This window comes from Collinsella sp. LCP19S3_B11 (genome assembly GCF_052121915.1).
In the GTDB taxonomy this organism is placed as follows: domain Bacteria; phylum Actinomycetota; class Coriobacteriia; order Coriobacteriales; family Coriobacteriaceae; genus Collinsella.
On record NZ_JBQKDI010000002.1, the window covers coordinates 59,518 to 80,533 of the forward strand.

Below are 21,016 nucleotides of genomic sequence, written 5' to 3' on the forward strand. Positions count from 1 at the left end.
TGCCGGCAGAAAGCTTCGGCGACCTTTAGTCCCGATACCGTAGGCGGGGCCCCAATCGCGACTGTTTGAAGGCGATTGGGGCCCCGTTTTTGTGTTGCGCCACTCGAAAGGATGGATATGGAGAAAACCGCAGAGCAGCTGCGCCGCGAACACATCGCTCTTGAGGGAGACACCCATGGCAAGAACAAATGGGCGATTCTGTTTACGGTGCTCATCATGACGTTTATGGTGTGTCTGGATTCGACCGTCGTGACCGTGGCGCTGCCCGTGATGCAAAAGGGGCCGGGCGTGGGCCTCGATCGCATTCAGCTGGTAAGCTCGGTGTATCTGCTTGCGGCTTTGTGGTGCGATGCGGCTTTGTGGTGCGATGCGGCTTGTGGGGCGGGCGGGGGTCGGTCCGTGGTAGACTATCGAACAACGTTTATTAATCGCGCGGTATCGTTGCCGCGAGAAGGGGTTGCGCCATGCAGGAGCTTGAGGACCGTATTCGCCATGACGGCATCGTAAAGGCCGGTAATGTCCTTAAGGTTGATGCTTTCCTCAACCACCAGTGCGACGTTGAGCTGTTTGACCACATGGGCGCCGAGTGGGCCCGTCTGTTCGAGGATGTCGAGATTAACAAGATCCTTACGATTGAGGCTTCGGGCATTGGCATGGCCTGCATCGCAGCCCAGCATTTTGGCGGCGTGCCGGTGGTCTTTGCCAAGAAGGCGCAGTCCATCAACCTCGACGGCGAGCAGTATGCCACGACCATCTACTCCTTTACCAAGCAGAGGGAGTACCCGGTCATCGTTGGCAAGCGCTTCCTGTCCGAGGGCGACAAGGTTCTGATTATCGACGACTTCCTGGCCAACGGATGCGCGCTTGAGGGTCTTATCAAGATCTGCGAGGCTGCGGGTGCCGAGGTGTCCGGCATTGGCATTGCGGTGGAGAAGGGCTTCCAGGGCGGTGGCGATAAGCTCCGCGAGCGCGGCTTCCGTGTTGAGAGCCTGGCCCGTATCGCCGATATGGACTGTGAGAACGGCGAGATCACCTTCGCCTAGGCTCGCAACACAAGCGATTGGTATGCGATGTGACAAAGGGACTGTCCCTTTGTCACATTTTTTGTATGAGGGGAGGTGTTGATATGGATGAGAACAAGATGGGATGGCGTGAGTATGCGCGCTATGCCGAGATGCCGGTCGAGGAGCTGGCGCGCGATTGCGAGGTGCAGGTGTTTCGCGCGACGGGCCCGGGCGGGCAAGGCGTGAACACGACGGACTCGGCGGTGCGCATGAAACATATCCCTACGGGGATTACCGTGACGGCGCGCGAGAGTCGCAGCCAGTTCCAAAATCGTAGCTGCTGTTTACGTAAGCTACACGCTGAGCTTGAGCGTCGCGGGCGTCCACCGCGTCGACGCGTAAAGACCAAGGTGCCTCAGCGCTCTCGCCAGCGCAGACTTAATGACAAGCACTTCAACGCCATTAAAAAGGCCAACCGCCGCAAGCCGGGCGGGGAGGAGTGATCTTCTGAATAAGTTGCGGTGAAATAGGGGCTGTTTTGCGGCTTTACCTGCATAAACAGTCCCTATTTCACCGCAACTTAGGGGTGGTTAGCGGGTTGGGCGCCAGACTTGGAGGGCGCCGGGTAGGATGTCGACTTCGATGCGCGAGGCGATAACAGGTTCGCCGTCGGCCTGGATGGGGTAGTCGGGCTCCTCAAAGGTAAGCTCGGCATGGCGGCAGCGGCGCATGCAAACCGGCGGCAACTTGGTATGGTGGCCGTCCTTGGCCGAAAGGAACATGGGAAGCGCGACCGCGCGCGGAACGGGGCCGTAGGCGTAGCAAACGTCGAGCATGCCGTCGCACGGGTCGGCGTCGGGACAGATGCGATAGCCCGAGCCATACGTGGGGCCCAGCTGAATCGCCATGATGATCGCCCTCACGCGCTCGGCGGGCGCGCCGTCAAAGCTGACTGTCATGGGGTAGTTGCGATAGCGCAGGCCAAACTGTTCAAGTCCCGAGAGGGTGTAGAGCGGAGCGCCGGTGAGGCCCGTTTTTTTGCGCAGCTCGGTGGTGCCCAGGCCGATGGCGGCGTCAATACCGACGGAGAGCGTCTGGTCGTAGTACTCAACGGTAGCCTCGCCGCTACCGCTTGCGGGGTTCCATGAGCGAATGCGACCGATGTCCTGACGCTGCAGCTCGCAGGTGAGCAGCGCGCCAAAATCCTTGCCGGAGAAATCTTCTATACCGAGCGTTTGGGCAAAATCGTTGCCGGAACCCACGGGTAGGATGGCAAGAGCGGGGCGGGGGTCCTCCTTTTGTGCCATAAGCCCGTTGACGACCTCGTGGATCACGCCGTCGCCGCCAAGGGCGATAACGGTGCGATAGCCCTGAGCCTGTGCGGCCAGCTCCTTGGCGTGCCCCATACGCTCGGTCAATACCAGGTCAAACTGGGATGCGCGTGCAGTCATGTCCAAAAAGCGTTGCAGGCGCTCGGCAACTTCGCGCGCCGCACCCGATTGGGCGGCTGGGTTGGCGATGATGAGCGTGCGACCAAAATCAGTTGCGTGCATGGGCGACTCCCGGCATATGGCGTGACGGTGCGGTCGCGCTCGGGTCGAATTGCCCCCCGATTGTGGCTGCACGGCGAATACTTACGTCTACTCTATCAGGTCGTTGTGGCGCTCGATAGCATCCGCTACCGTACCGCCCTCATCCACTATAAGCGAACGGCGCTTGGGTGATATGATGCGCTGGGCAGGGTACACGCCGCGGTGTCCGCCGGCGAGATAGCTGATAAAGGCCACGATGACAAAGAACCCGGCGGCCGTGCCGTGGAACAGGTCGATGGCCATCATGCAGGTGGTGATGGGCACGTTAAGGCCGGCACAGAACACGCCGAGCATGCCGAGAGCCGCCAGAAAACTGGGGTCGAGCCCGGTAAGGCAACCGATCCAGCCACCGAGTGCCGCACCGATGCCAAACAGGGGCGTGACCTCGCCGCCTTGGAAACCGGCACCCAGGGTGAGTGCCGTTACGACGAGCTTGATGGCGGCGTCGGCGAGGGTGGTGTTGCCGGCAAACCCGGCGCCCGAAAGCCACGTGGAAAGGCCGGCGTAGTCCCAGGCGTCGAGGAGAGCATAGACAGCCAAAACCACGAGTGCGCCTATAAGTGCGCGAACGAGGTAATTGGTGATAAAGCGACCGTACAGGCTCTTGACGGTTCGAACCGACCAGGCAAAGAGGCGTGCCGTCAGACCGAAGATAATGGCGCTGATAACAACGATAACGACCGTTTTGGGCGTCATGGCGGGAACGCTGGCGATGGCATTCGCTTCGTACTCGGTACCCAGGGCGAGTGATGTAAAGTAGCCGGTAAACGAGGCGACCAGGCAGTAGATCCCTGCGGTGTAGTCGATCTTGCCGATAAAGCACATCTCCATGCCAAAGAAAGCTCCGGCAAGGGGAGAGCCGAATACGGCGCCAAAGGCCGACGAGATGCCGGCGAGCATGAGGTCGTGGTGGTCATGCTTTTTGAGGTGGGCGAGGCTTGAGATGTTGCTGGCGATGGTGCCGCCAATCTGCACCGCGGCTCCCTCGCGACCGGCCGATCCGCCCGTTAGGTGCGTGAGCGTGGAGCAGACGAAGGTGAGGACGGCCATGCGCTTATGGATGAGGCGTGTGCCCAGAGCGGAGTCGATGACCAGGTTGTTACCGCGTTTGGCGGCAAGACCGTGGTTTTTGTACACCCATGCGGTGGCAACGCCCACAACGGGAAGCAGCGCGTAAATCCACGTATGGTGCTCGCGATAGTCGGTCGCGATATTCAACGAGGCCAAAAACGCCCAAGCGGCAACGCCCATGGCGAGCGAGACGATGGCGACGAGAACGAGCAACTTAGCGCTCGCGAGTAGGTTGTGGGCATTGCGGCGCGTGTCGGCAGCCAAGAGATGCTCGGAGCGGGTGAGCTGTTGCCTGCCTGCCATGATGACGTCGTTCAGGGAGAACAAGCCGCCGTCGTCGAGCGGCTGGGAATGATCCTGCGCCTCGTTTGCGCTTTCGGGTTTGTCGGTAAAAGCCATACGTTCCTCTTTTAGGTTGCAACACGAGCATTATAGAACGTGCCAAACGTGACAAACCGGCAGGTTGGTTTCGGTTCTGTTACGCGGCTTGCGGCCGACAGCTGTATTCGAGAACGTGGGTCGTTTCGCCGTCGTGCGGCAGGGGATTATACTGAGACAAGCATAAAGAATTGGCGCCCCCGTTGTGCGCTGTGGCATTAAGAGGTGCATATGGCAGAGAAACTCATTCCGCTGGAGGACGCGCAGTCGATTGTTCTGTCGCACGTTGCTCCGACCGATCTCGTCGAGATTCCCGTGTGGCAGGCCGCCGGTCTTCCCTTGGCCGAGGACGCGGTGGCCGATATCGACATTTCGCCGTTTGCCAACAGCGCTATGGACGGATATGCCGTGCGCGCCGTTGACCTCGCCAAAGCGTCCACCGATGCGCCCGTGACGCTTTCTGTCGTGGGGCACGAGGCGGCGGGCCATGTCTTTGAGGGCGCAATCGGCGCGGGCGACACGGTTCGTATCATGACGGGCGCGCCGGTACCCGAAGGCGCCGATGCCGTGGTGAAGTACGAGATCGTCGATGTGCTCGACGGTGACGGCAACGAGGGTTCGCGTGTGAGATTCTCGGCGCCGGCCAAGGTGGGGGAGAACGTTCGATCGGCTGCTGAGGAAGCGCATGCTGGCGACGTCGTGATGTACGCTGGAGAGGTTGTGGCTCCGGCGGGCGCCGGTTTGCTGGCGAGCGCCGGGTATGCGAGCGTGAAGGTGCATGCCGCGCCGCGCGTGGGCATTATCTCGCTGGGGACGGAACTGGTCGCACCAAGTAACGTGCCGGCGCGCGGGCAGATTCGCGACTCCAACTCGTCGGCGTTGATGGCCGAGGCGCTCGATGCAGGAGCCGAGCCCGTGTTCTACGGCATTGCGCCCGATGATGAGCAGGCGATTGCCGAGTTGGTGCATCGCGCCGCGCAGGAGTGCGATTTTGTCATTACGAGTGGTGGCGCCTCGGCGGGCGATTACGATTTCGTGACGGCGCTCGTCCGGCGCGAGGGCGAGGTGCTGTTTGACCGCATCTCGATGCGTCCGGGCAAGGCCATTACGTTTGGCTTGCTCGCAGGTAAGCCCTACCTGGGACTTTCGGGCAATCCGGCCGCGGCGTATGTAGGCTTTGAGATGCTTGCCCGTCCGGCGATTCGCAAGATGCGCGGCTTTGCCGAGGGCGTGCGTCCCGTGCAGCGGGCGACGCTCACGCACGGCGTGAAAAAGCGACAGGATCGTCGCTTCTTCGATCGCGCTACGGTTTTGCGTGACCCCGAGACCGGTGAGTTGTTGGTGACCGAGGCCAAGACGCAGAATTCGGCGCTGCTCGGAACGATGCAGCGGGCCAACTGCCTGCTGCGTATTGACGAAGGCCCGTGTGACCTCAAGGCGGGCGACGTCGTTGATGTCGTGCGTGTCGACTTGCCTGAGGGCGCGGTGCTATAGGAGGAATGCTATGGAGCTGAAGATATCGATTGTGACGTGCTCGGATACGCGCGATCTTGCCCAGGACGAGGCGGGTGCTGCGCTCGAGGAACTCATCGCGGCGCAGGGCTGGACGGTCGCCTCGCATGTGGTCGTGCGCGACGATGTCAGCGAGATCGGTGATGCCATTGTGGAAGCGGCCGATGAGTGCCACGCCAATGTCGTGCTCACCTGCGGCGGCACGGGCCTTTCGATGCGCGACGTGACGCCCGAGGCGACGCGTGCCGTCTGCGACCGCGATGTACCGGGTATTGCAGAGGCAATCCGTGCGTACTCCATGACCAAGACGCGCCGCGCTATGCTTTCGCGCGCCGTGTGCATGCAGCGTGGGCATACGCTTGTCATCAACTTTCCGGGATCAACGAAAGCGGCCCGTGAAAGCTGGGAGGCTGTGAGCGACCAGCTGGAGCACGCAGCTCAAATGACGGCGGGCGGCGGGCACGCCAAATAAGCGCATTACCTGCGGCGGAGTGACCTTACGGGCTGCTCCGCCTTTTTTATGCAGCGACAGTGCGGGCTGTCTCGTGGTTATCGGTAAAGGAAAATTATTAGACGAGAAATATTTATCACAAACACTATTCGCGCAAAAGTATAATCTAGTAACAGAATAAAGCTTGCGGCGGGGTGCCCGGGCGTAGCGTTCGAAAGGGTTGAACATGTTCGATATGGTTTCTCGCCGCGGGTTCGTTTCACTTTCCGCTGTCGCCGCTGCCGGCCTTGGCCTTGCCGGCTGTTCCGGCAGCAAGACGTCTGGGCCGACTGGCTCCGATGCCGGTTCTGCTAAGGCATCTTCCAAGAAGGCTGTCGAGCTGCAAGTCTTTGCTGCCAACTCGCTCGAGAAGGCCCTGCCCGAGGTTCAGGTGCTCTACACAGAGCAGGCCGGCACCACGTTTGCCGACACGCAGTTTAAGGCGTCTGGCGACCTTGTCGAGCAGATGCGCGCCGGTGCCGCCGTCGACGTGCTCATCACGGCCTCCAAGGGCACCATGGACGACGCCGAGGCCGCCGAGCTCGTCGACGCCGACACGCGTGAGGACATGTTCGTCAACGACCTCGTGGTCATTCGTGCCGAGGGCTCCGACACCAAGGTCGAGGCCATCGCCGACGTCGCGAACCTGGACGGCAAGATCGCCATCGGCGATGCCAAGACCGTTCCGGCCGGCAAGTACGCCAACCAGGCGCTGGCTTCTGTGGGCCTTTATACCGGCACCGAGGGCGACGACGGCGAGTATGCGCCCGAGATCGCCGACAAGGTGGCCCTGGCCGACAAAGTTGGTACCGCCGCCGCCTATGTGTCCACGGGCGACTGCGTGGCTGGCTTTGTCTACAGCTCCGATATCTTCCGCTACGACGGCATCGAGGAGGCCTTCGTGTGCCCCAAGGATTCGCACAAGCCCATCGTGTATCCGGGCGCCGTTGCCGAGAGCTCCGAGCACGCCGACGAGGCCAAGGCGTTCATCGACTTCTGTCTGACCAACAAGAAGGCTCAGAAGATTTGGGCTAAGTACGGCTTTGAGCTTTCCGAGTAGCGCGGCTTGGCGCGATAATTCCATCGTTTTGTGTTTCACTCCGTCCTTGTATTCGCTTGGAGCTTTTTGTGCTTAATAGATTCCGCATGCTTGTCGCCTGTGCTTTGACCTTCGCGCTTTGCTGGGTGCCGGGATTTGCGTTTGCTGGGGACGCTGAGGACGGGGCCCAGGTTGCTGCGACCGCTCATGGGCTTTCCTATGGGATCGAGGGTTTTGAGCGGCTGGCCAAGGGGACCGCTCGTGCCATGGAGGGCCAGCCTGAGGGCTACCGGTTTCCCGTTGACGAGGACGTGGACCTTGTAGTGGTGCCTGCTGCCGATCGTGTTGTGGTGTGGATGTCGCCCAAGGCGGTCGAGAAGTATGGATTGGATCCGCAGGACAACGAGTGCGTATCGGGTCTCAAGGCCCTCGTCTGTGAGCTCGACAGCGCAAACTGCATGGGAGGTGCGCAGCTAGAGGACGTGGATCTTCCTTGGTATGTTACGGCGGAAACAACGTTTGAATCCGGCGGGTATACCTATGGCTTTGACGAGCGCGGTGCGGATGGGGACCGCTATGTGGTGATTGCATCAGCCTCGGGTGATGCCAAGGGCGGCGCGCGTTGGCTTGATAGCGCTCAAATGGTAGAAGCGTCGTCTGTCGTGTTGCGGGATGAGCGGGGGCCCTTGACCTCTCTGGCCTCCTTTTTGGGCGACATCGACTATCGCCCGTTTTGGGTGTCCATTAAAACGAGCGGCCTTGCCCTGCTGATCTCCTTTGCGCTGGGACTGTTCGCCGCGTGGAAGACTATGGGTACCTCGAGCCGCATCAGGGGCCTGCTCGATTCGGTCTTTACGATTCCTATGGTATTGCCGCCCACGGTCTGCGGCTTTCTGCTCCTCATGCTGTTTGGTCGCTCGACCGGGGTGGGCCAGTGGCTCATCGCGCACGGCGTCTCGATCGTCTTTACGTGGCCCGCGGCGGTGGTCTCTGCTGTGGTGGTGTCGTTCCCGCTCGTCTATCGTACGGCACTCGGTGCCTTCGAGAGCCTCGACACGCAGATGCTCGACGCCGCGCGAACTCTGGGATGGTCCGAACGCCGTATCTTTGCCAAGCTCATGATGCCGCTCGGCTGGCCCTCCATCGCCGCCGGCACGGTGCTCGCCTTTGCCCGCGCAATGGGCGAGTTTGGCTGCACGCTGTTCTTTGCGGGCAACTACGCCGGTATTACGCAGACCATTCCCATCGCCATTTACTTTGAATGGATGGGCGGCAATACGTCGGTGGCCCTCTTTTGGGTCATCGTCGTAATCGTGTTTAGTTTCCTAGTCATCCTGTTCATCAACATATACACTGCGCATTCGCAAAAGTATCGCGAGCGGGGCCTTTCCCGTGCGGAGCGCAAGCAGGCCAAAGATCTCGCCGGACGGGGCGATTCGCTCGATCCGGCGGGCGGCGATGCCTTGCGTATCGATCGCGAGGCGTTGGCCGAGCTCATGCGCGATGATGCCGCTTTGCAGGGAGGTCGATAGGCCATGTCACTCGTTCTGGATATCAAAAAACGCTATCCCGGGTTTACGCTCGACATGCAGCTTGAGGCCGGCGAGGAGCGCGTGGCGCTGCTGGGTGCCTCGGGTTGCGGCAAGAGCTGCACACTTCGCTGCATCGCCGGCGTGGAGACGCCCGACGAGGGCAAGATCGTTGTCAACGGCATGACCTTTTTTGACTCGGCGGCGGGCATCAACCTGTCGCCCCAGGCGCGCAAATGTGCCCTGCTGTTCCAAAACTATCAGCTGTTTCCCAACATGACGGTGGCCGATAACGTATGTGCCGGTGTAAAGGACGCGGGCGACGCCGCCGCGCGCAAAAGGTTGGCCGAGCGCTATCTGGGCATTTTCGGTCTGGCCGATTTTGCCGACCGCTATCCCGCGCGCCTCTCGGGCGGCCAGCAGCAACGTGTGGCGCTTGCGCGCATGGTGGCGGCGCATCCGGGCATTTTTATGTTCGACGAGCCCATGAGCGCACTCGATTCCTATCTTAAGAGCGCCCTCGAACAGAACATGCTCGACCTGTTCGATGTGTGCAACCGTACCGTGCTCTACGTGAGCCACGACATCGACGAAGCGTGCCGCCTCTGCCAGCGCATCTGCGTGATGCATAACGGGCATGTGGAGGAGATCGGCTCCGTCGAGGACGTGGTCCGCCGTCCGCAGACGCTGGCGGCGCTGCGCTTGACGGGCTGCAAGAACACAAGCCGGGCGCGCAAGATCGGCGATGAAGAAGTTGAGGCGCTCGATTGGGGCATGACCTTTAACGTGGGTCGCGAGGTTCCCGATAATGTGGCGTACCTGGGCATTCGCGCAAGTTACTTCCATGTTGACAACCGTGCCGAGCGGGGCCGCAACAGCTATGATTTGCACGTGGCCCGAGTGAGCGATTCGCGTTTTGAGCGCCTGGTGCTGCTGGACGTACCGCGCGTCGATGCGCCCACGCGCCTGCAGTGGAAGGTCAACAAGGTGAGAGTGCCTGTCGACGAGCTACCGCAAGCAGGCGAGACGCTGCGCATGCATTTTGATGCGAGCAGGATTCATTTGGTTTGTCGATAGCGCCGGGTAATGCCGTCGGGGATATAAGTCTCGGCGGCTTTGCCTTGCCGTTCGCCGAATGAGGGATGACAAACTCTTATCAATCAAGATAATTATTTATTAAACGACGGCACACGATGCTGTCGTACGAATGTCAACGGTGTTCGCATGGTCGATGACCGTTGATATAGTTGACCTCAACTGGTTAAGGAGGGTGCGCACATGCCGCAGACGACATACATTCGCCGCGTTGCCGCGCGTGCCCTATATATGGCTCGGAGCCGCATATGAGCAGGTATGTTCACGGCTCCGGGAGAGACGACGCACAACTAAATAATCAGCTGCAAAGCAGGTTCCCCAAAATTCCGGGTTTGAGCACGGCCGGGCAATCGCCGTCCGTCGTGCATCGATACCGCTGTTATCCGTTTTTGGTTCGAGAGGGGAACCGTTATGGCTGAAGAATTCGATTTCCATCCGATGTGGGAGAGCCTCGGCATGAATCTTGCCGACCACGACATGCTGCTGGGCGCCGTGGGCCAGATGTACGGCGACATGTTCCTGACGCAGAACAACCGTCCCAAGTCCACGTCCTACCTGGACTTTGTCGCCACCAACATCCACAGCGGCCGCATTAAGGAGATGCTCGACAAGAAGGAGGCCGGCGAGGCCACCAAGATCGTCGGTTCGTTCTGCGTCTACGTGCCCGAGGAGATCGTACTTGCCTGCGACGGTATCCCCGTGGGTCTGTGCTCTGGTGCCGATTGGGCAACCGATAAGGTCGAGGAGCACCTGCCCCGCAACACCTGTCCGCTTATCAAGAGCTTTGCCGGCTTTAAGCTGGGCGAGGTCTGCCCCTACATTGAGTCGAGCGACCTGGTGGTGGGCGAGAACACCTGCGATGGCAAGAAGAAGGCCTACGAGTTTTTTGCCACGCAAAAGAACATGTACGTCATGGATATTCCCAACGTACACAACGAGTCGACGCTCGTGACCTGGAAGGCCGAGGTCAAGAAGCTCGCCGCCAAGATTGAGGAAGAGTGCGGCGTCAAGATTACGCCCGAGCGTCTGAAGGCCGCCATCCACGTCGTCAATGAGAAGCGTCGCGCCCTGCAGCGCCTCGCTGCCACACGCGCTGCCGACCCGGCGCCCATCAGCGGTCTCGACAGCCTGCTAACCGTCCAGGCCGCCTTTATGGACGACACGCCGCGTCTGACAGGAGCCATTAACGATATGGCGGCTGAGTGCGAGCAGCGTGTCGAGGCCGGCGAGGGCGTGGCGCCCAAGGGGACCAAGCGCATCCTGTACACCGGTACGCCCATGGCCGTGCCCAACTGGAAGCTGTTCAACCTCATCGAGAAGGCCGGCGGCGTCGTGGTGGGCGAGGAGTCCTGCACGGGTTCGCGCTATTACAAGGACTTGGTCGACGAGTCCGGTGAGACGGTCGACGAGATGCTCGACGCCATCGCCGAGCGCTACTTTAAGATCAACTGTGCTGTCTTTACGCCCAACGACCAGCGTATGAAGGACATTGTCCAGATGGCCAAGGACCTGCATGCCGACGGTATCGTCGACGTGGCCCTGCAGTTCTGCACGCTCTACGAGATGGAGTCGTTTGCCGTGGAGAAGGCCGCCGAGGAGGCCGGCATTCCGTTTATGCACATCACGACCGACTACGCCGGCGAGGATGCAGGCCAACTGCAAACCAGGATTGAGGCTTTCTTGGAAACCATTTAGGGCTATCCGTCTCGGCGGTTTCCCCGGGCACCCGATCTTGCCGTTCAAACCGTCGCTTGCTACCAAAGTATGCGGCGCTCCTCTTTCACGGCAACCTCGGGCACCTGGGAAAGCCGTTTCCTTGGTTGGTAAAAAGTTTAGGAGTTATATGTCGGAAAAAATTGAGCAGCCGTTGCCGTCCACGTTTGAGGAGTTCAACGAGCAGCGCAAGGCGGCGTTTATTCGCGTCAAGGATTATAAGCAGGCGGGTAATCGCCTGGTCGGCTTTTTGTGCAGCTATACGCCGCTCGAGATTATCGATGCCGCGGGGGCTGCAAGCGTGGCTCTGTGCGGTACGTCCGACGAGGTGATTCCCGAGGCCGAGAAGGTGCTGCCGGCAAATCTATGTCCGCTCATCAAGTCGACGTACGGCTTTGCCTACTCGCAAAAGTGCCCGTTTACGTACTTTAGCGACATGATCATCGGCGAGACCACCTGCGACGGCAAGAAGAAGATGTACGAGCTGCTGGGGGAGCTCAAGCGCACGCACATTCTGCATCTTCCTCAGGGTCGCGACCGCGCCTACGAGCGTGAAGGCTGGTACGAGGAGTGCCGCCTGCTCAAGGAGGAGCTCGAGGGCTTCTACGGCATCACGATTACCGACGATGACCTGCGCGCTGCCGTCCGTCGTCGCAACCGCTTGCGTGCGGCCCAGCTCGACATGTTTGCGCTGCAGGCCAATCAGCCGGCGGCCATGAGCGGCGTCGACCTGATGAGCACCATGTTTGCCGGTACGTTCAGCTTTGATATCGAGGCCTATACGCAGCAGCTAGAGCAAAAGGTTGCCAAGCTGCGCGAGGCCTACAACGCGGGCGAGCGTCCGGTTGCGGCGGATGCCAAGCGCATTCTGATCACCGGCTGCCCGGTGGGCGGCGTGATCAACAAGATCGGTCGCACCATCGAGTCCAACGGCGGCGTGGTCGTGTGCATGGACGACTGCTCGGGTGAGCGCACGGCGGCCATGATGATCGACCCGGATGCACCCGACATTCTGCGCGCCATCGCCGACCGCTACCTGGACATCAACTGCTCGGTCATGACGCCCAACGACGGTCGTATGCAGAACACGCTGGCCATGTGCGAGAAGTACCACGTCGATGGCGTAGTGGAGAACGTGCTGCAGGCTTGTCACACCTTTAACGTGGAGAGTGCACGCATGCAGGAGGCCGTTGAGGGCGCAGGCATTCCGTATATGAAGATTGAGACCGATTACAGCAATGGCGACATGGGCCAGATTGAGACGCGCATCGCCGCCTTCATCGAAACCCTCTAGTTTCCTCAGGCACCGGATCTTGCCCCTCAAACCGTCGCTTGCGTACCCAAAGTACGCTGCGCTCCTCTTTCGGGGCAATCTCCGGCACCTGAGAAACCTAGAGCTAAGGCGCCTGAACGCGCCGCTACCTTTGATGTTTAGATTGGGAGAGAGCCATGATAGGGATCGGGATCGATATTGGGTCTACGGCGGCTAAGGCCGCTGTGGTCGATGGGGAGGGTTTGGTGGCGTGGACGTGCGTGCAGCCAACCGGGTTCTCCTCGGTCGATGCTTCCGAGCGTCTGCGTGGCGAGCTTGCCGCGGCTGGCTATGACGTGGCTGCCGATGATGTGCGCGTGGTCGCGACCGGATATGGTCGTGTCGCCGTGCCCTATGCACACAAGGTTGTGACCGAGATTACCTGCCACGGTACCGGTGCCGTGCGTCTGTTTGGCGACCATGGCACGGTGATTGACGTGGGCGGCCAGGATACCAAGGTCATTACGATCAAGGGCGGCCGCGTGGCAAAGTTCGCCATGAACGACAAGTGCGCCGCCGGTACGGGGCGCTTTTTGGAGATCATGGCCGACCGCCTGGGCATTACCCAGCAGCAGATGGCCGACCTGGCGCGTTCCGGCGAGCCCACCAAGATCAGCAGCATGTGCACGGTGTTTGCCGAGAGCGAGGTCATTAGTCTGATCGGCCGCGGCGAGCCGCGCGAGAACATTGCCCGCGGTGTGATCGAGAGCGTCGTGTCGCGTGTGGCGACCATGGCCTCGCAAGCCGCGGGCGCCCCGTACTATCTGACCGGTGGTCTGTGCGAAAACGCCTATGTCGTCGAGCGTCTTGGCGCATTGGTGGGCTCGCCGGTCACCACCTCGCCCCAGGCCCGCTTTGCCGGTGCCATCGGTGCGGCCATTCGCGCCCAGGCGCTCGCGTAGGGGGCCGGTGCGATAAATTGTCCGCTCTCGGCGCCGCCATGCGTATACTGGGAGGAACTGATTGACCGATGAGAGGAGGAATCGATGGCTGACGATCTCATGAAGCTCACGCAGATGACTGCCGCGAGCGGTTGAGCCGCTAAGTTGGCTCCTGGAGCCCTCGCCCAGGTCCTGGGCGACTTACCCAATGTACATAACGACAACCTGCTCGTGGGGTTCGATACCTCCGACGATGCGAGCGTCTTCCGCGTTGGCGATAACTTGGGCCTCGTGCAGTCCATCGACTTCTTCCCACCGATGGTCGACGACCCGTTCCTGTTTGGCCAGATCGCCGCGGCAAACTCGCTGTCGGACATATACGCCATGGGTGGGCGGCCGAGCCATGCCATGAACCTGCTTTGCATACCCAGTTGCCTGGGCGTTGAGGTTGCCGGCCAGATTCTGGCGGGCGGCGCCGACAAGTGCGTCGAGGCCTGCTGTGCCATCGCGGGCGGCCACACCATCAACGACGACGAGCCCAAGTACGGCCTGTCCGTGAGTGGCTTTGTCGCGCTTGACCGTATGCTCGCCAACAGCGGCGCACGCGTAGGCGATGTTCTGCTGCTGACCAAGGCGATCGGCTCGGGCATCATCACTACGGCCATTAAGGGCGAGCTCATCGAACAGGACGAGGCCGCAGCCATGTTTGACTCGATGCGGACCCTCAACGAGGCTCCGATTCGTCTGGCCGAGGACCTCGAGCTTCATGGCTGCACCGACATCACGGGCTTTGGCCTGATCGGACATGCGTGCGAGATGGCCGAGAGCTCGGGCGTGCAGATTGAGCTTGTGTCGGGGGCGGTGCCGCTCTTTGACCAGGTGCTCGACATGGCACGTCTGGGCATTATCCCTGCCGGCGCCTACCGCAACCAGGACTTCTTTGGCTCGCGCGTGGCGGTCGACGATGGTCTGGAGCCGGGGATGCTGGATGCGCTGTACGATCCGCAGACCTCGGGAGGCCTGCTTATCGCGGCACCTGCTGCCGATGTGGATGAGCTTGCGCGCCGTCTGCATGCCGAAGGACGTATCGCCTCCGTCGTCGGCCTCGTGTGCGAGCCGGTGCCGGGCGGTTCTGCCGTCCACGTTGTCCGCTAGCCCGCACGTTTATGTAACTGTTTACCGTTCTCTAGAACGGTTCTTTCGAAAGGAAATGCTATGTCTACCAAGATTGAAGTCAATGCCATGGGCGATGCCTGCCCGCTGCCCGTCGTCAAGACGCTTAAGGCGCTCAAGCAGCTCGATGGCGAGGGCGTTGTCGTGACCTCGGTCGATAACGAGACCGCCGTCAAGAACATCTCCAAGATGGCGCAGGAGAAGGGCTGCACGGCCTCGGTCGAGAAGGTTTCTGACGCCGAGTGGCACGTGACCGTGGCGACCGCCAGTGCCGTGGCCGTTGCGGACCCCGAGCAGGACGGTGCTGCCTTCTGTGATGCCAGCGCCGGCAAGGGCAAGCTCGTCATTTCCGTCTACACCGACTGCATGGGCCGCGGCGACGACGAGTTGGGCCACAAGCTCATGAAGGCGTTCATCTTTGCCGTGACTCAGCAGGAGGAGCTGCCCGCGACCATGCTGTTCTACAACGGCGGCGCTAAACTTACCGTCGAGGGCTCGCCGGTGCTCGATGACCTGAAGGGTCTGGCCGAGCATGGCGTCGAGATTCTCACCTGCGGTACCTGCCTGGACCACTTTGGCATTAAAGACCAGCTTGCGGTGGGCGAGGTCACCAACATGTACGTGATCGTGGAGAAGATGGAGCAGGCCGTGCGCGTCGTGCGCCCGTAGCGTATTGGTTGGAGTTGCCATGAGGGAGAAGCGCCCGGCGCTTGTCATCACGTTTCCCACCACGGCGGCCGCCATGGGCTGCGAGACCCTATGCATCGAGCGCGGCCTTCCCGGGCGCACGATTCCCGTGCCCGGGGAGGTCGCTGCCGGCTGCGGCTTGGCGTGGAAGGCGTTGCCTGCCGATGAGGAGCTGCTGCGCGCCGAGCTTGCCGCAGCTGGTGTTCCCACCGAGGGCTTTACGGTGATTGACATGTGGGAGGTCGTGCGATGATCTATCTGGATAACGCGGCGACGACCATGCATAAGCCGCAGACGGTCATCGATGCCGTGACGCAGGCGATGTGCTCGCTCGGCAATGCCGGGCGCGGCGCCACGTCGGGTGCTCTCGATGCGGCTCGTACGATTCACGGTTGCCGTGCTAAGCTCGCGCGCCTTTTGGGTTGCCCGAGAGCGGACCATGTGTGCTTTACGCCCAACTCCACGGCTGCGCTCAACACCGCCATCTGTGGCGTGGTGCGCCCCGGCGACCGTGTGGTTGCGACGGTGCTCGAGCACAACTCGGTGCTGCGTCCGCTCAACCGCCTGGCGGCGGAACAGGGTGTGGCGGTTGAGCATGCGGGCTGCGACGCGAACGGCGTGCTCGACTACGACGAGCTCGAGCGGTTGGTCACGCCGGACACGCGCGCTGTGGTGGTGACGCACGCCTCCAACGTAACCGGCAACGCAGTCGACATTGCGCGCGTGGCGGCTATGGCCCATGCGGCAGGTGCGCTGGTGATCGTCGATGCCTCGCAGTCTGCCGGCACGGCGCATATCGATATGCACGCCATGGGGCTCGACGTGGTGTGTTTTACCGGCCACAAGGGGCTTATGGGTCCGCAGGGGACCGGCGGCCTAGCCGTGGCGGAAGGCATTGACGTGGCACCGTGGGCCATGGGCGGCACCGGTGTACACAGCTTCGATGCGCTGCAGCCGCTTGAGTGGCCCACGCGCCTTGAGGCGGGCACGCTCAACGGTCACGGTATCGCGGGCCTTTCTGCCAGCCTCGACTTTATCGAGGCCCAGGGCGGGATCGAGGCGATTGCGGCGCATGAGCGCTCGCTTGCAGAGCGCTTCCTTGCCGGCGTGCGCGAGATTCCGGGGATTAAGCTCTACGGTGCCTTTGACCAGCCCGTGCGCTCGGCGATCGTCTCACTCAACGTGGGCGATATCGACTCTGCCCAGATTTCGGACGCGCTCATGCAGGGGTGGGGGATTGCGACGCGCCCCGGCGCCCATTGTGCCCCGCTCATGCACCGCGCGCTCGGGACCGAGCGTCAGGGTGTCGTTCGTTTCTCGTTTGGGTATTTCAACACGGACGGGGAAGTCGACACCGCGATTGACGCGCTCCGCGATTTAGCCTGCTAGAGCGTATATACTTGCGGGACGGGTCTTTTGCCCGTCCCGTTTTTGTTTCGACCCGAAAGGTGGTCCCATGGCCTCATCCGCCCCGCGCGGCCTGCGCTCCGACCATGTCGTTACCGTCGGCATCGCCCTGTTCTCGATGCTCTTTGGCGCCGGCAACCTCATCATTCCGCCGCTGCTGGCGCTGCAGGCAGGCTCTGCCACGCCGCTCGCCATGCTCGGCTTTCTCATCGCCGCCATCGGTCTGCCCGTCATGGGCTTTATCGCCGTGGCGCTTGCCGGAACGGCGCGCGAGCTGGCCGGGCGTGTGCATCCTAAATTTGGAGAATTCTTCGTTGCGGCGGTGTATCTAGCCATCGGCCCGTGCCTGGCTATTCCGCGCACGAGCTCCACGGCCTTCGAGATGCTGGTACCGCTGCTGCCCGAGGGCGTCTCGCTCGGCACGGCTCGCCTGGTGTTTGCCGTTGGCTTCTTTGTCGTCGCGTTTGCGCTCACGCTGCGTCCGGGCGTTATCACGCGCGTGCTCGGCCGCATTACGGGCCCCGCGCTCATTGCGCTCATCGTGCTGGTCGTGGGTGCCGCCGTGGTCTCGCCGTTGGGTCCCGCTGGCGCGCCGCAGGCTCCCTACGACGCAGGCGCTGCCGTGCAGGGGTTTTTGACCGGCTACCAGACCATGGACCTGCTTGCGTCGCTCGCCTTTGGCATTATCATCGCCGAGACCATCCACGAGCTGGGCGTGACCGATGACAAGCGCGTGGCCTTCGAGATTTCGCGTTCCGGTGTGATCGCCGGTGTGCTCATGGCCATCATCTACTGCGGCCTGGCGCTTGCCGGCATGCAGCTCGGCACGGTTATACCCGACGCTACCAACGGCGCCGCCATCCTTGCCCGCTCTGCCTCCATACACTTTGGTCTTGCCGGCACGGTCGTGGTCTTTGCGATCTTTTTCCTCGCCTGCATGAACGTGTGCATCGGCCTCATCAGCTGCTGCTCGCGCTACTTCTGCGAGACGTATGTGGTCGAAGGGGGAGCGGGGGCTTCCGAGGAGGCTATGCGCCGTCCCTTCGCGGTTCTCGCCTTTGTGTTCGCGGCGTTTTCTTGCGTGCTCTCCAACGTGGGCCTCGACGCGATCCTCATGTTCTCGGTGCCCATGCTCAACGCCCTGTATCCCGTTGCCATCGTGCTGGTGCTTATGGGCCTGGTGCACGGTTTTTGCGATGCGCATCCGCAGGTGTGGGTCTGGGTCGGCGGCGTCGTCGCGGTGCAGAGCGTGATCACCTCGGTCCGCGACGCGTTCTTTGCGGGCGCGTGGCTGCCGTTCGATGCGCTGCCGCTGGCAGATATCGGCGCTGCTTGGGCGCCGGTCGCCGTGGTGGCGTTTGTGATCGGTCTGGTTCATAGCCAGTTTGTCGCACATTCGAGGAGCTAGGGTATCGTCGCTTGCACAGGCGGGAAGTCTCCCCTATAATTTCCTTCGCTTTGGGACACGCAAGGTTTAGACCTTAGCTGCTCAACACCTTCGGGACGTGGCGCAGTTTGGTAGCGCGCCTGCTTTGGGAGCAGGATGTCGCAGGTTCAAATCCTGTCGTCCCGACCATATCTTGCGGGCGTAGTTCAATGGTAGAACCCCAGCCTTCCAAGCTGATGACGCGGGTTCGATTCCCGTCGCCCGCTCCATAGGATAGTTTTAACGGCTTTGGCTCCATTTGCTGCCAGAGCCGTTTTCATAAGCGTGCCGGGCGACGGGGATCGAACCCGGCAGGGTGCGAAGCTGAGAAAATGCGTGAGCATTTTCCAGCGCAACACGCAAGGGCCAATGGCCCGCAGCGAAACAAGGGTTTGCGAAGCAAACCCTTGGACTTCCCGTCGCCCGCTCCATAAGATTGATGTATGGCTCTGCTTCCTTTTGGAAGCAGAGCATTTTCATATACATGCCGTGAACCCCACATTCCCTCCTAAGTTGCGGTGAAATACGGACTGTCTATTGGCTTTTGTGAACCTATTGAAGGCTGGGGTAGCTAATTTGGGACGGGGCTGTTTGACTACTCTAGCGATCGGCTGGCAAATGTGGTCAAAAACCCCTGTTCCAAAATGACTGGTCTGGTGCTGAGCCACGAAAGCGGCCCATCTACTACGTTTGGCCCGCAGGGGTCGACCATAGCAGCATTTTCGGAAAATCGGTAAGCCGTCTACCAGCGGTTTTGATATTTCGGATTTCGGTGTGGTCGAGGGTAATCGGTTAAACGTAGTAGATAGGCCCATGTCGTGGCAAACAGTAGGATTCACGGTCCAAGGTTGCCGGTTTCGGATGGACAACCTGGAAGTTGCGGTGGAATAGTTCCTAAAAGACCCGTGGAAGCTTGAAAACAGGAACTATTTCACAGCAACTTAAGGAGGATGGGGTTAGCTGCGGGGGCGGTGGCGGAGCTTGTCGATGGTGGAGTCGGTGCTTCGGCTGCGGGCGTCGGCGGCGGTTTGGCGCTGGCGGCGGTAGTCGATCATGCCTTGGATGATGGGCTTGCCAAAGCTCACGACGTCGTCGTTATAGATGGCGGTTCGGGCTGCGAGGAGGCAGTCGGTAAAGTCCATATGGGTCTTGCCAAAGAGTTTGATGGCAAGGGCGATAACGGTGGGCTCGTCGACCATGACGTCATCGAGCAGCTTGGTCATGGCCGTCGCAATCTCCACGCGCGGGACCTTGTAGACGTCGCGCAGCGTAACGGCGACGCGCGTGATGATTTCGGGGTAGACGCGAGCGGTGCGCGTGGCGATGACCTTGGCGGCGCGCGGTGACAGAACTTCGTCGTCGTCAAGCAGGTAGCGTAGGATGACGGTCTCGTCGATGATGGTGCTACTCATGGATATCTACTTCCTCGGGGCCCAAAACCGAATCGTCGCTTTCTGTGGCAAGGTATTCAATCCAGGCATTGCGCTCCTCGGTGCGGCGATTGGGGTCACCATATGCTTTGAGCGATCCATAGGCGGCGGTGCCGTTCTTTGAGCGCACGGCGACCGGCTGAAAGGGGAGCTTGCGCATCAAAATGCTTTGCGCGACAAATAAGCGGACAGCCTCGGCGAGCGATGTGCCCATGGCATCGTAGAGATGCTCGGCATGCTGTTTGTCCTCTTCGCGAATGCGCACCTGCAGGATGGCTCTTTTTTGAGTCGATGACATCACTGGCCCCCTTAATGAGCGTGCAATATAGTCGGTCAAATGCGGCATGTGCCGATACTTGAGCATCTTATAACGATTGCTTTATTTCACTCAAGTTGATAACCATAAACACGAATACAAGCGTAGTACATCCAAAATGAGAGCGCATAAAAATCTCTGAGGCGTACGCATGTAATACACTCACCTTTATAGCTTCTAGAGAATAATTCCAACCTGCCAAAACCCCTGCAATACACCCGTATTGCAGGGCCTATGCTCAAGTTTGCCCCCTGCAACTGCGTATATTTAACCTGTATATCGTTGGAGAAACTCTACCGAGTGCATGTTTCGCCGCATGCATTCGATTCGTCGATGCCAGGCCACGGGCGGCTTGGGTCAATGTCGACAGGGTCTCTCCGGCAAGGGATTCAGGAGGGAGTGAACAACATGGGCAATAAGCGAGTCGTAGCCGATTCTTCGCGCTGCATTGGGTGTCAAACCTGCATGGCGGCGTGTATCGAGGCGCACGACATCCCCGGTAACATCGCCGCGCCGCGCCTGCGCGTGACGCGTACGTACGAGATCTCCGCACCGGTGGCTTGCCATCACTGCGAGGATGCCCCGTGCGCGAAGGCCTGCCCCACGGGCGCCTTGTTCTTTGATCCAAAGAACCATCGCATCGGTGTTAACGAGGACAACTGCATCGGCTGCAAGAGCTGCGTCATGGCCTGCCCCTTTGGCGCCGTGAGTGTGGCGACCACGCAGGTTCCGGTCTTGATGGGCGACGTTCGCGTGGGTTCGCAGACCAAGAGCTTCGTGCTCAAGTGCGACCTGTGCGTGGACCGTCCCGGCGGTCCGGCGTGTGCCGAGGCGTGCCCGACCAAGGGCCTCACCCTGGTAGACGAGGAGCGCCTGGCAGAACTGACTGCCGAGCGTGCCCGCGCCACCATCGAAAACGAGGCGTAAGCGTTGGGGCGACAGGCCCAATGATTGTCAAATT

21 protein-coding genes and 2 tRNA genes are annotated in these 21,016 nt (G+C 60.9%); 19 read left to right on the forward strand and 4 right to left on the reverse strand.

What is annotated here, in order from left to right; genetic code table 11:
• Positions 1 to 117 precede the first annotated feature (117 nt).
• From ACTQV4_RS01875 to ACTQV4_RS01885, 3 genes are all read left to right on the forward strand, one after another.
• Entirely contained in the window at positions 118 to 507 is a 390-nt protein-coding gene (locus ACTQV4_RS01875) for a hypothetical protein (protein ID WP_441569163.1), read from the forward strand.
• Positions 465 to 1,043, forward strand: coding sequence for a xanthine phosphoribosyltransferase (locus ACTQV4_RS01880; protein ID WP_154515325.1), 579 nt, complete (start codon positions 465 to 467; stop codon positions 1,041 to 1,043). Before ACTQV4_RS01875 ends, ACTQV4_RS01880 begins: the two co-directional genes overlap by 43 nt.
• An 83-nt stretch (positions 1,044 to 1,126) precedes the next feature.
• Complete coding sequence (locus ACTQV4_RS01885) at positions 1,127 to 1,507, forward strand: peptide chain release factor family protein (RefSeq protein WP_441569164.1); 381 nt, start codon at positions 1,127 to 1,129, stop codon at positions 1,505 to 1,507.
• Positions 1,508 to 1,594: 87 nt separating this feature from the next.
• Here ACTQV4_RS01885 and ACTQV4_RS01890 read toward each other — a convergent pair whose 3' ends face one another.
• Complete coding sequence (locus ACTQV4_RS01890) at positions 1,595 to 2,557, reverse strand: diacylglycerol/lipid kinase family protein (RefSeq protein WP_441569165.1); 963 nt, start codon at positions 2,555 to 2,557, stop codon at positions 1,595 to 1,597.
• An 87-nt stretch (positions 2,558 to 2,644) separates the two neighbouring features.
• Positions 2,645 to 4,066, reverse strand: a complete 1,422-nt coding sequence (locus ACTQV4_RS01895; protein ID WP_441569166.1) for a chloride channel protein — start codon at positions 4,064 to 4,066, stop codon at positions 2,645 to 2,647.
• A gap of 210 nt (positions 4,067 to 4,276) precedes the next feature.
• On the opposite strand from ACTQV4_RS01895, the gene ACTQV4_RS01900 reads away from it, so the two are divergent.
• The 15 genes from ACTQV4_RS01900 to ACTQV4_RS01970 all read left to right on the forward strand — a co-directional run bounded on the left by ACTQV4_RS01900 (position 4,277) and on the right by ACTQV4_RS01970 (position 18,539).
• Positions 4,277 to 5,539, forward strand: coding sequence for a molybdopterin molybdotransferase MoeA (locus ACTQV4_RS01900; RefSeq protein ID WP_441569167.1), 1,263 nt, complete (start codon positions 4,277 to 4,279; stop codon positions 5,537 to 5,539).
• 10 nt (positions 5,540 to 5,549) lie between these two features.
• Entirely contained in the window at positions 5,550 to 6,029 is a 480-nt protein-coding gene (locus ACTQV4_RS01905) for a MogA/MoaB family molybdenum cofactor biosynthesis protein (protein WP_427794485.1), read from the forward strand.
• Positions 6,030 to 6,234: 205 nt separating this feature from the next.
• Complete coding sequence (modA, locus tag ACTQV4_RS01910) at positions 6,235 to 7,107, forward strand: molybdate ABC transporter substrate-binding protein (RefSeq protein ID WP_441540659.1); 873 nt, start codon at positions 6,235 to 6,237, stop codon at positions 7,105 to 7,107.
• 68 nt (positions 7,108 to 7,175) lie between these two features.
• On the forward strand, positions 7,176 to 8,618 hold the full coding sequence (modB, locus tag ACTQV4_RS01915; protein WP_441569168.1) for a molybdate ABC transporter permease subunit: 1,443 nt from the start codon (positions 7,176 to 7,178) through the stop codon (positions 8,616 to 8,618).
• A gap of 3 nt (positions 8,619 to 8,621) precedes the next feature.
• The gene (locus tag ACTQV4_RS01920) at positions 8,622 to 9,692 is read left to right on the forward strand and encodes a sulfate/molybdate ABC transporter ATP-binding protein (protein WP_441569169.1); all 1,071 of its coding nucleotides are present in this window, start codon (positions 8,622 to 8,624) and stop codon (positions 9,690 to 9,692) included.
• A 429-nt stretch (positions 9,693 to 10,121) separates the two neighbouring features.
• The gene (locus tag ACTQV4_RS01925) at positions 10,122 to 11,405 is read left to right on the forward strand and encodes a double-cubane-cluster-containing anaerobic reductase (protein ID WP_441569170.1); all 1,284 of its coding nucleotides are present in this window, start codon (positions 10,122 to 10,124) and stop codon (positions 11,403 to 11,405) included.
• Positions 11,406 to 11,553: 148 nt separating this feature from the next.
• Positions 11,554 to 12,717, forward strand: a complete 1,164-nt coding sequence (locus tag ACTQV4_RS01930; protein WP_441540663.1) for a double-cubane-cluster-containing anaerobic reductase — start codon at positions 11,554 to 11,556, stop codon at positions 12,715 to 12,717.
• A gap of 155 nt (positions 12,718 to 12,872) precedes the next feature.
• Positions 12,873 to 13,637, forward strand: a complete 765-nt coding sequence (locus ACTQV4_RS01935; protein ID WP_441540664.1) for an acyl-CoA dehydratase activase — start codon at positions 12,873 to 12,875, stop codon at positions 13,635 to 13,637.
• An 84-nt stretch (positions 13,638 to 13,721) separates the two neighbouring features.
• On the forward strand, positions 13,722 to 14,771 hold the full coding sequence (gene selD, locus ACTQV4_RS01940; protein ID WP_441540665.1) for a selenide, water dikinase SelD: 1,050 nt from the start codon (positions 13,722 to 13,724) through the stop codon (positions 14,769 to 14,771).
• Positions 14,772 to 14,831: 60 nt separating this feature from the next.
• Positions 14,832 to 15,458, forward strand: coding sequence for a sulfurtransferase-like selenium metabolism protein YedF (gene yedF / locus ACTQV4_RS01945; protein WP_441559863.1), 627 nt, complete (start codon positions 14,832 to 14,834; stop codon positions 15,456 to 15,458).
• Between the two features lie 19 nt (positions 15,459 to 15,477).
• Entirely contained in the window at positions 15,478 to 15,729 is a 252-nt protein-coding gene (locus ACTQV4_RS01950; protein ID WP_427795782.1) for a DUF3343 domain-containing protein, read from the forward strand.
• Positions 15,726 to 16,865, forward strand: a complete 1,140-nt coding sequence (locus ACTQV4_RS01955; protein WP_441540667.1) for an aminotransferase class V-fold PLP-dependent enzyme — start codon at positions 15,726 to 15,728, stop codon at positions 16,863 to 16,865. Before ACTQV4_RS01950 ends, ACTQV4_RS01955 begins: the two co-directional genes overlap by 4 nt.
• A gap of 67 nt (positions 16,866 to 16,932) precedes the next feature.
• A complete protein-coding gene (gene brnQ, locus ACTQV4_RS01960; protein WP_441540668.1) occupies positions 16,933 to 18,291 on the forward strand; it encodes a branched-chain amino acid transport system II carrier protein in 1,359 nt (452 codons plus the stop codon).
• Between the two features lie 91 nt (positions 18,292 to 18,382).
• Positions 18,383 to 18,459, forward strand: a tRNA-Pro gene (locus ACTQV4_RS01965).
• 6 nt (positions 18,460 to 18,465) lie between these two features.
• Positions 18,466 to 18,539: transfer RNA gene (locus ACTQV4_RS01970), tRNA-Gly, on the forward strand.
• Positions 18,540 to 19,265: 726 nt separating this feature from the next.
• Here the strand turns inward: ACTQV4_RS01970 and ACTQV4_RS01975 are convergent.
• Positions 19,266 to 19,721, reverse strand: a complete 456-nt coding sequence (locus tag ACTQV4_RS01975) for a PIN domain-containing protein (protein ID WP_441540669.1) — start codon at positions 19,719 to 19,721, stop codon at positions 19,266 to 19,268.
• Positions 19,714 to 20,037 (reverse strand): type II toxin-antitoxin system RelB/DinJ family antitoxin, encoded by a 324-nt coding sequence (locus ACTQV4_RS01980; protein ID WP_441569171.1) that lies wholly within the window; start codon positions 20,035 to 20,037, stop codon positions 19,714 to 19,716. The genes ACTQV4_RS01975 and ACTQV4_RS01980 overlap by 8 nt, the downstream gene beginning before the upstream one ends.
• Before the next feature lie 426 nt (positions 20,038 to 20,463).
• On the opposite strand from ACTQV4_RS01980, the gene ACTQV4_RS01985 reads away from it, so the two are divergent.
• On the forward strand, positions 20,464 to 20,982 hold the full coding sequence (locus tag ACTQV4_RS01985; protein WP_022095206.1) for a 4Fe-4S dicluster domain-containing protein: 519 nt from the start codon (positions 20,464 to 20,466) through the stop codon (positions 20,980 to 20,982).
• The last annotated feature ends 34 nt before the right edge of the window (positions 20,983 to 21,016 follow it).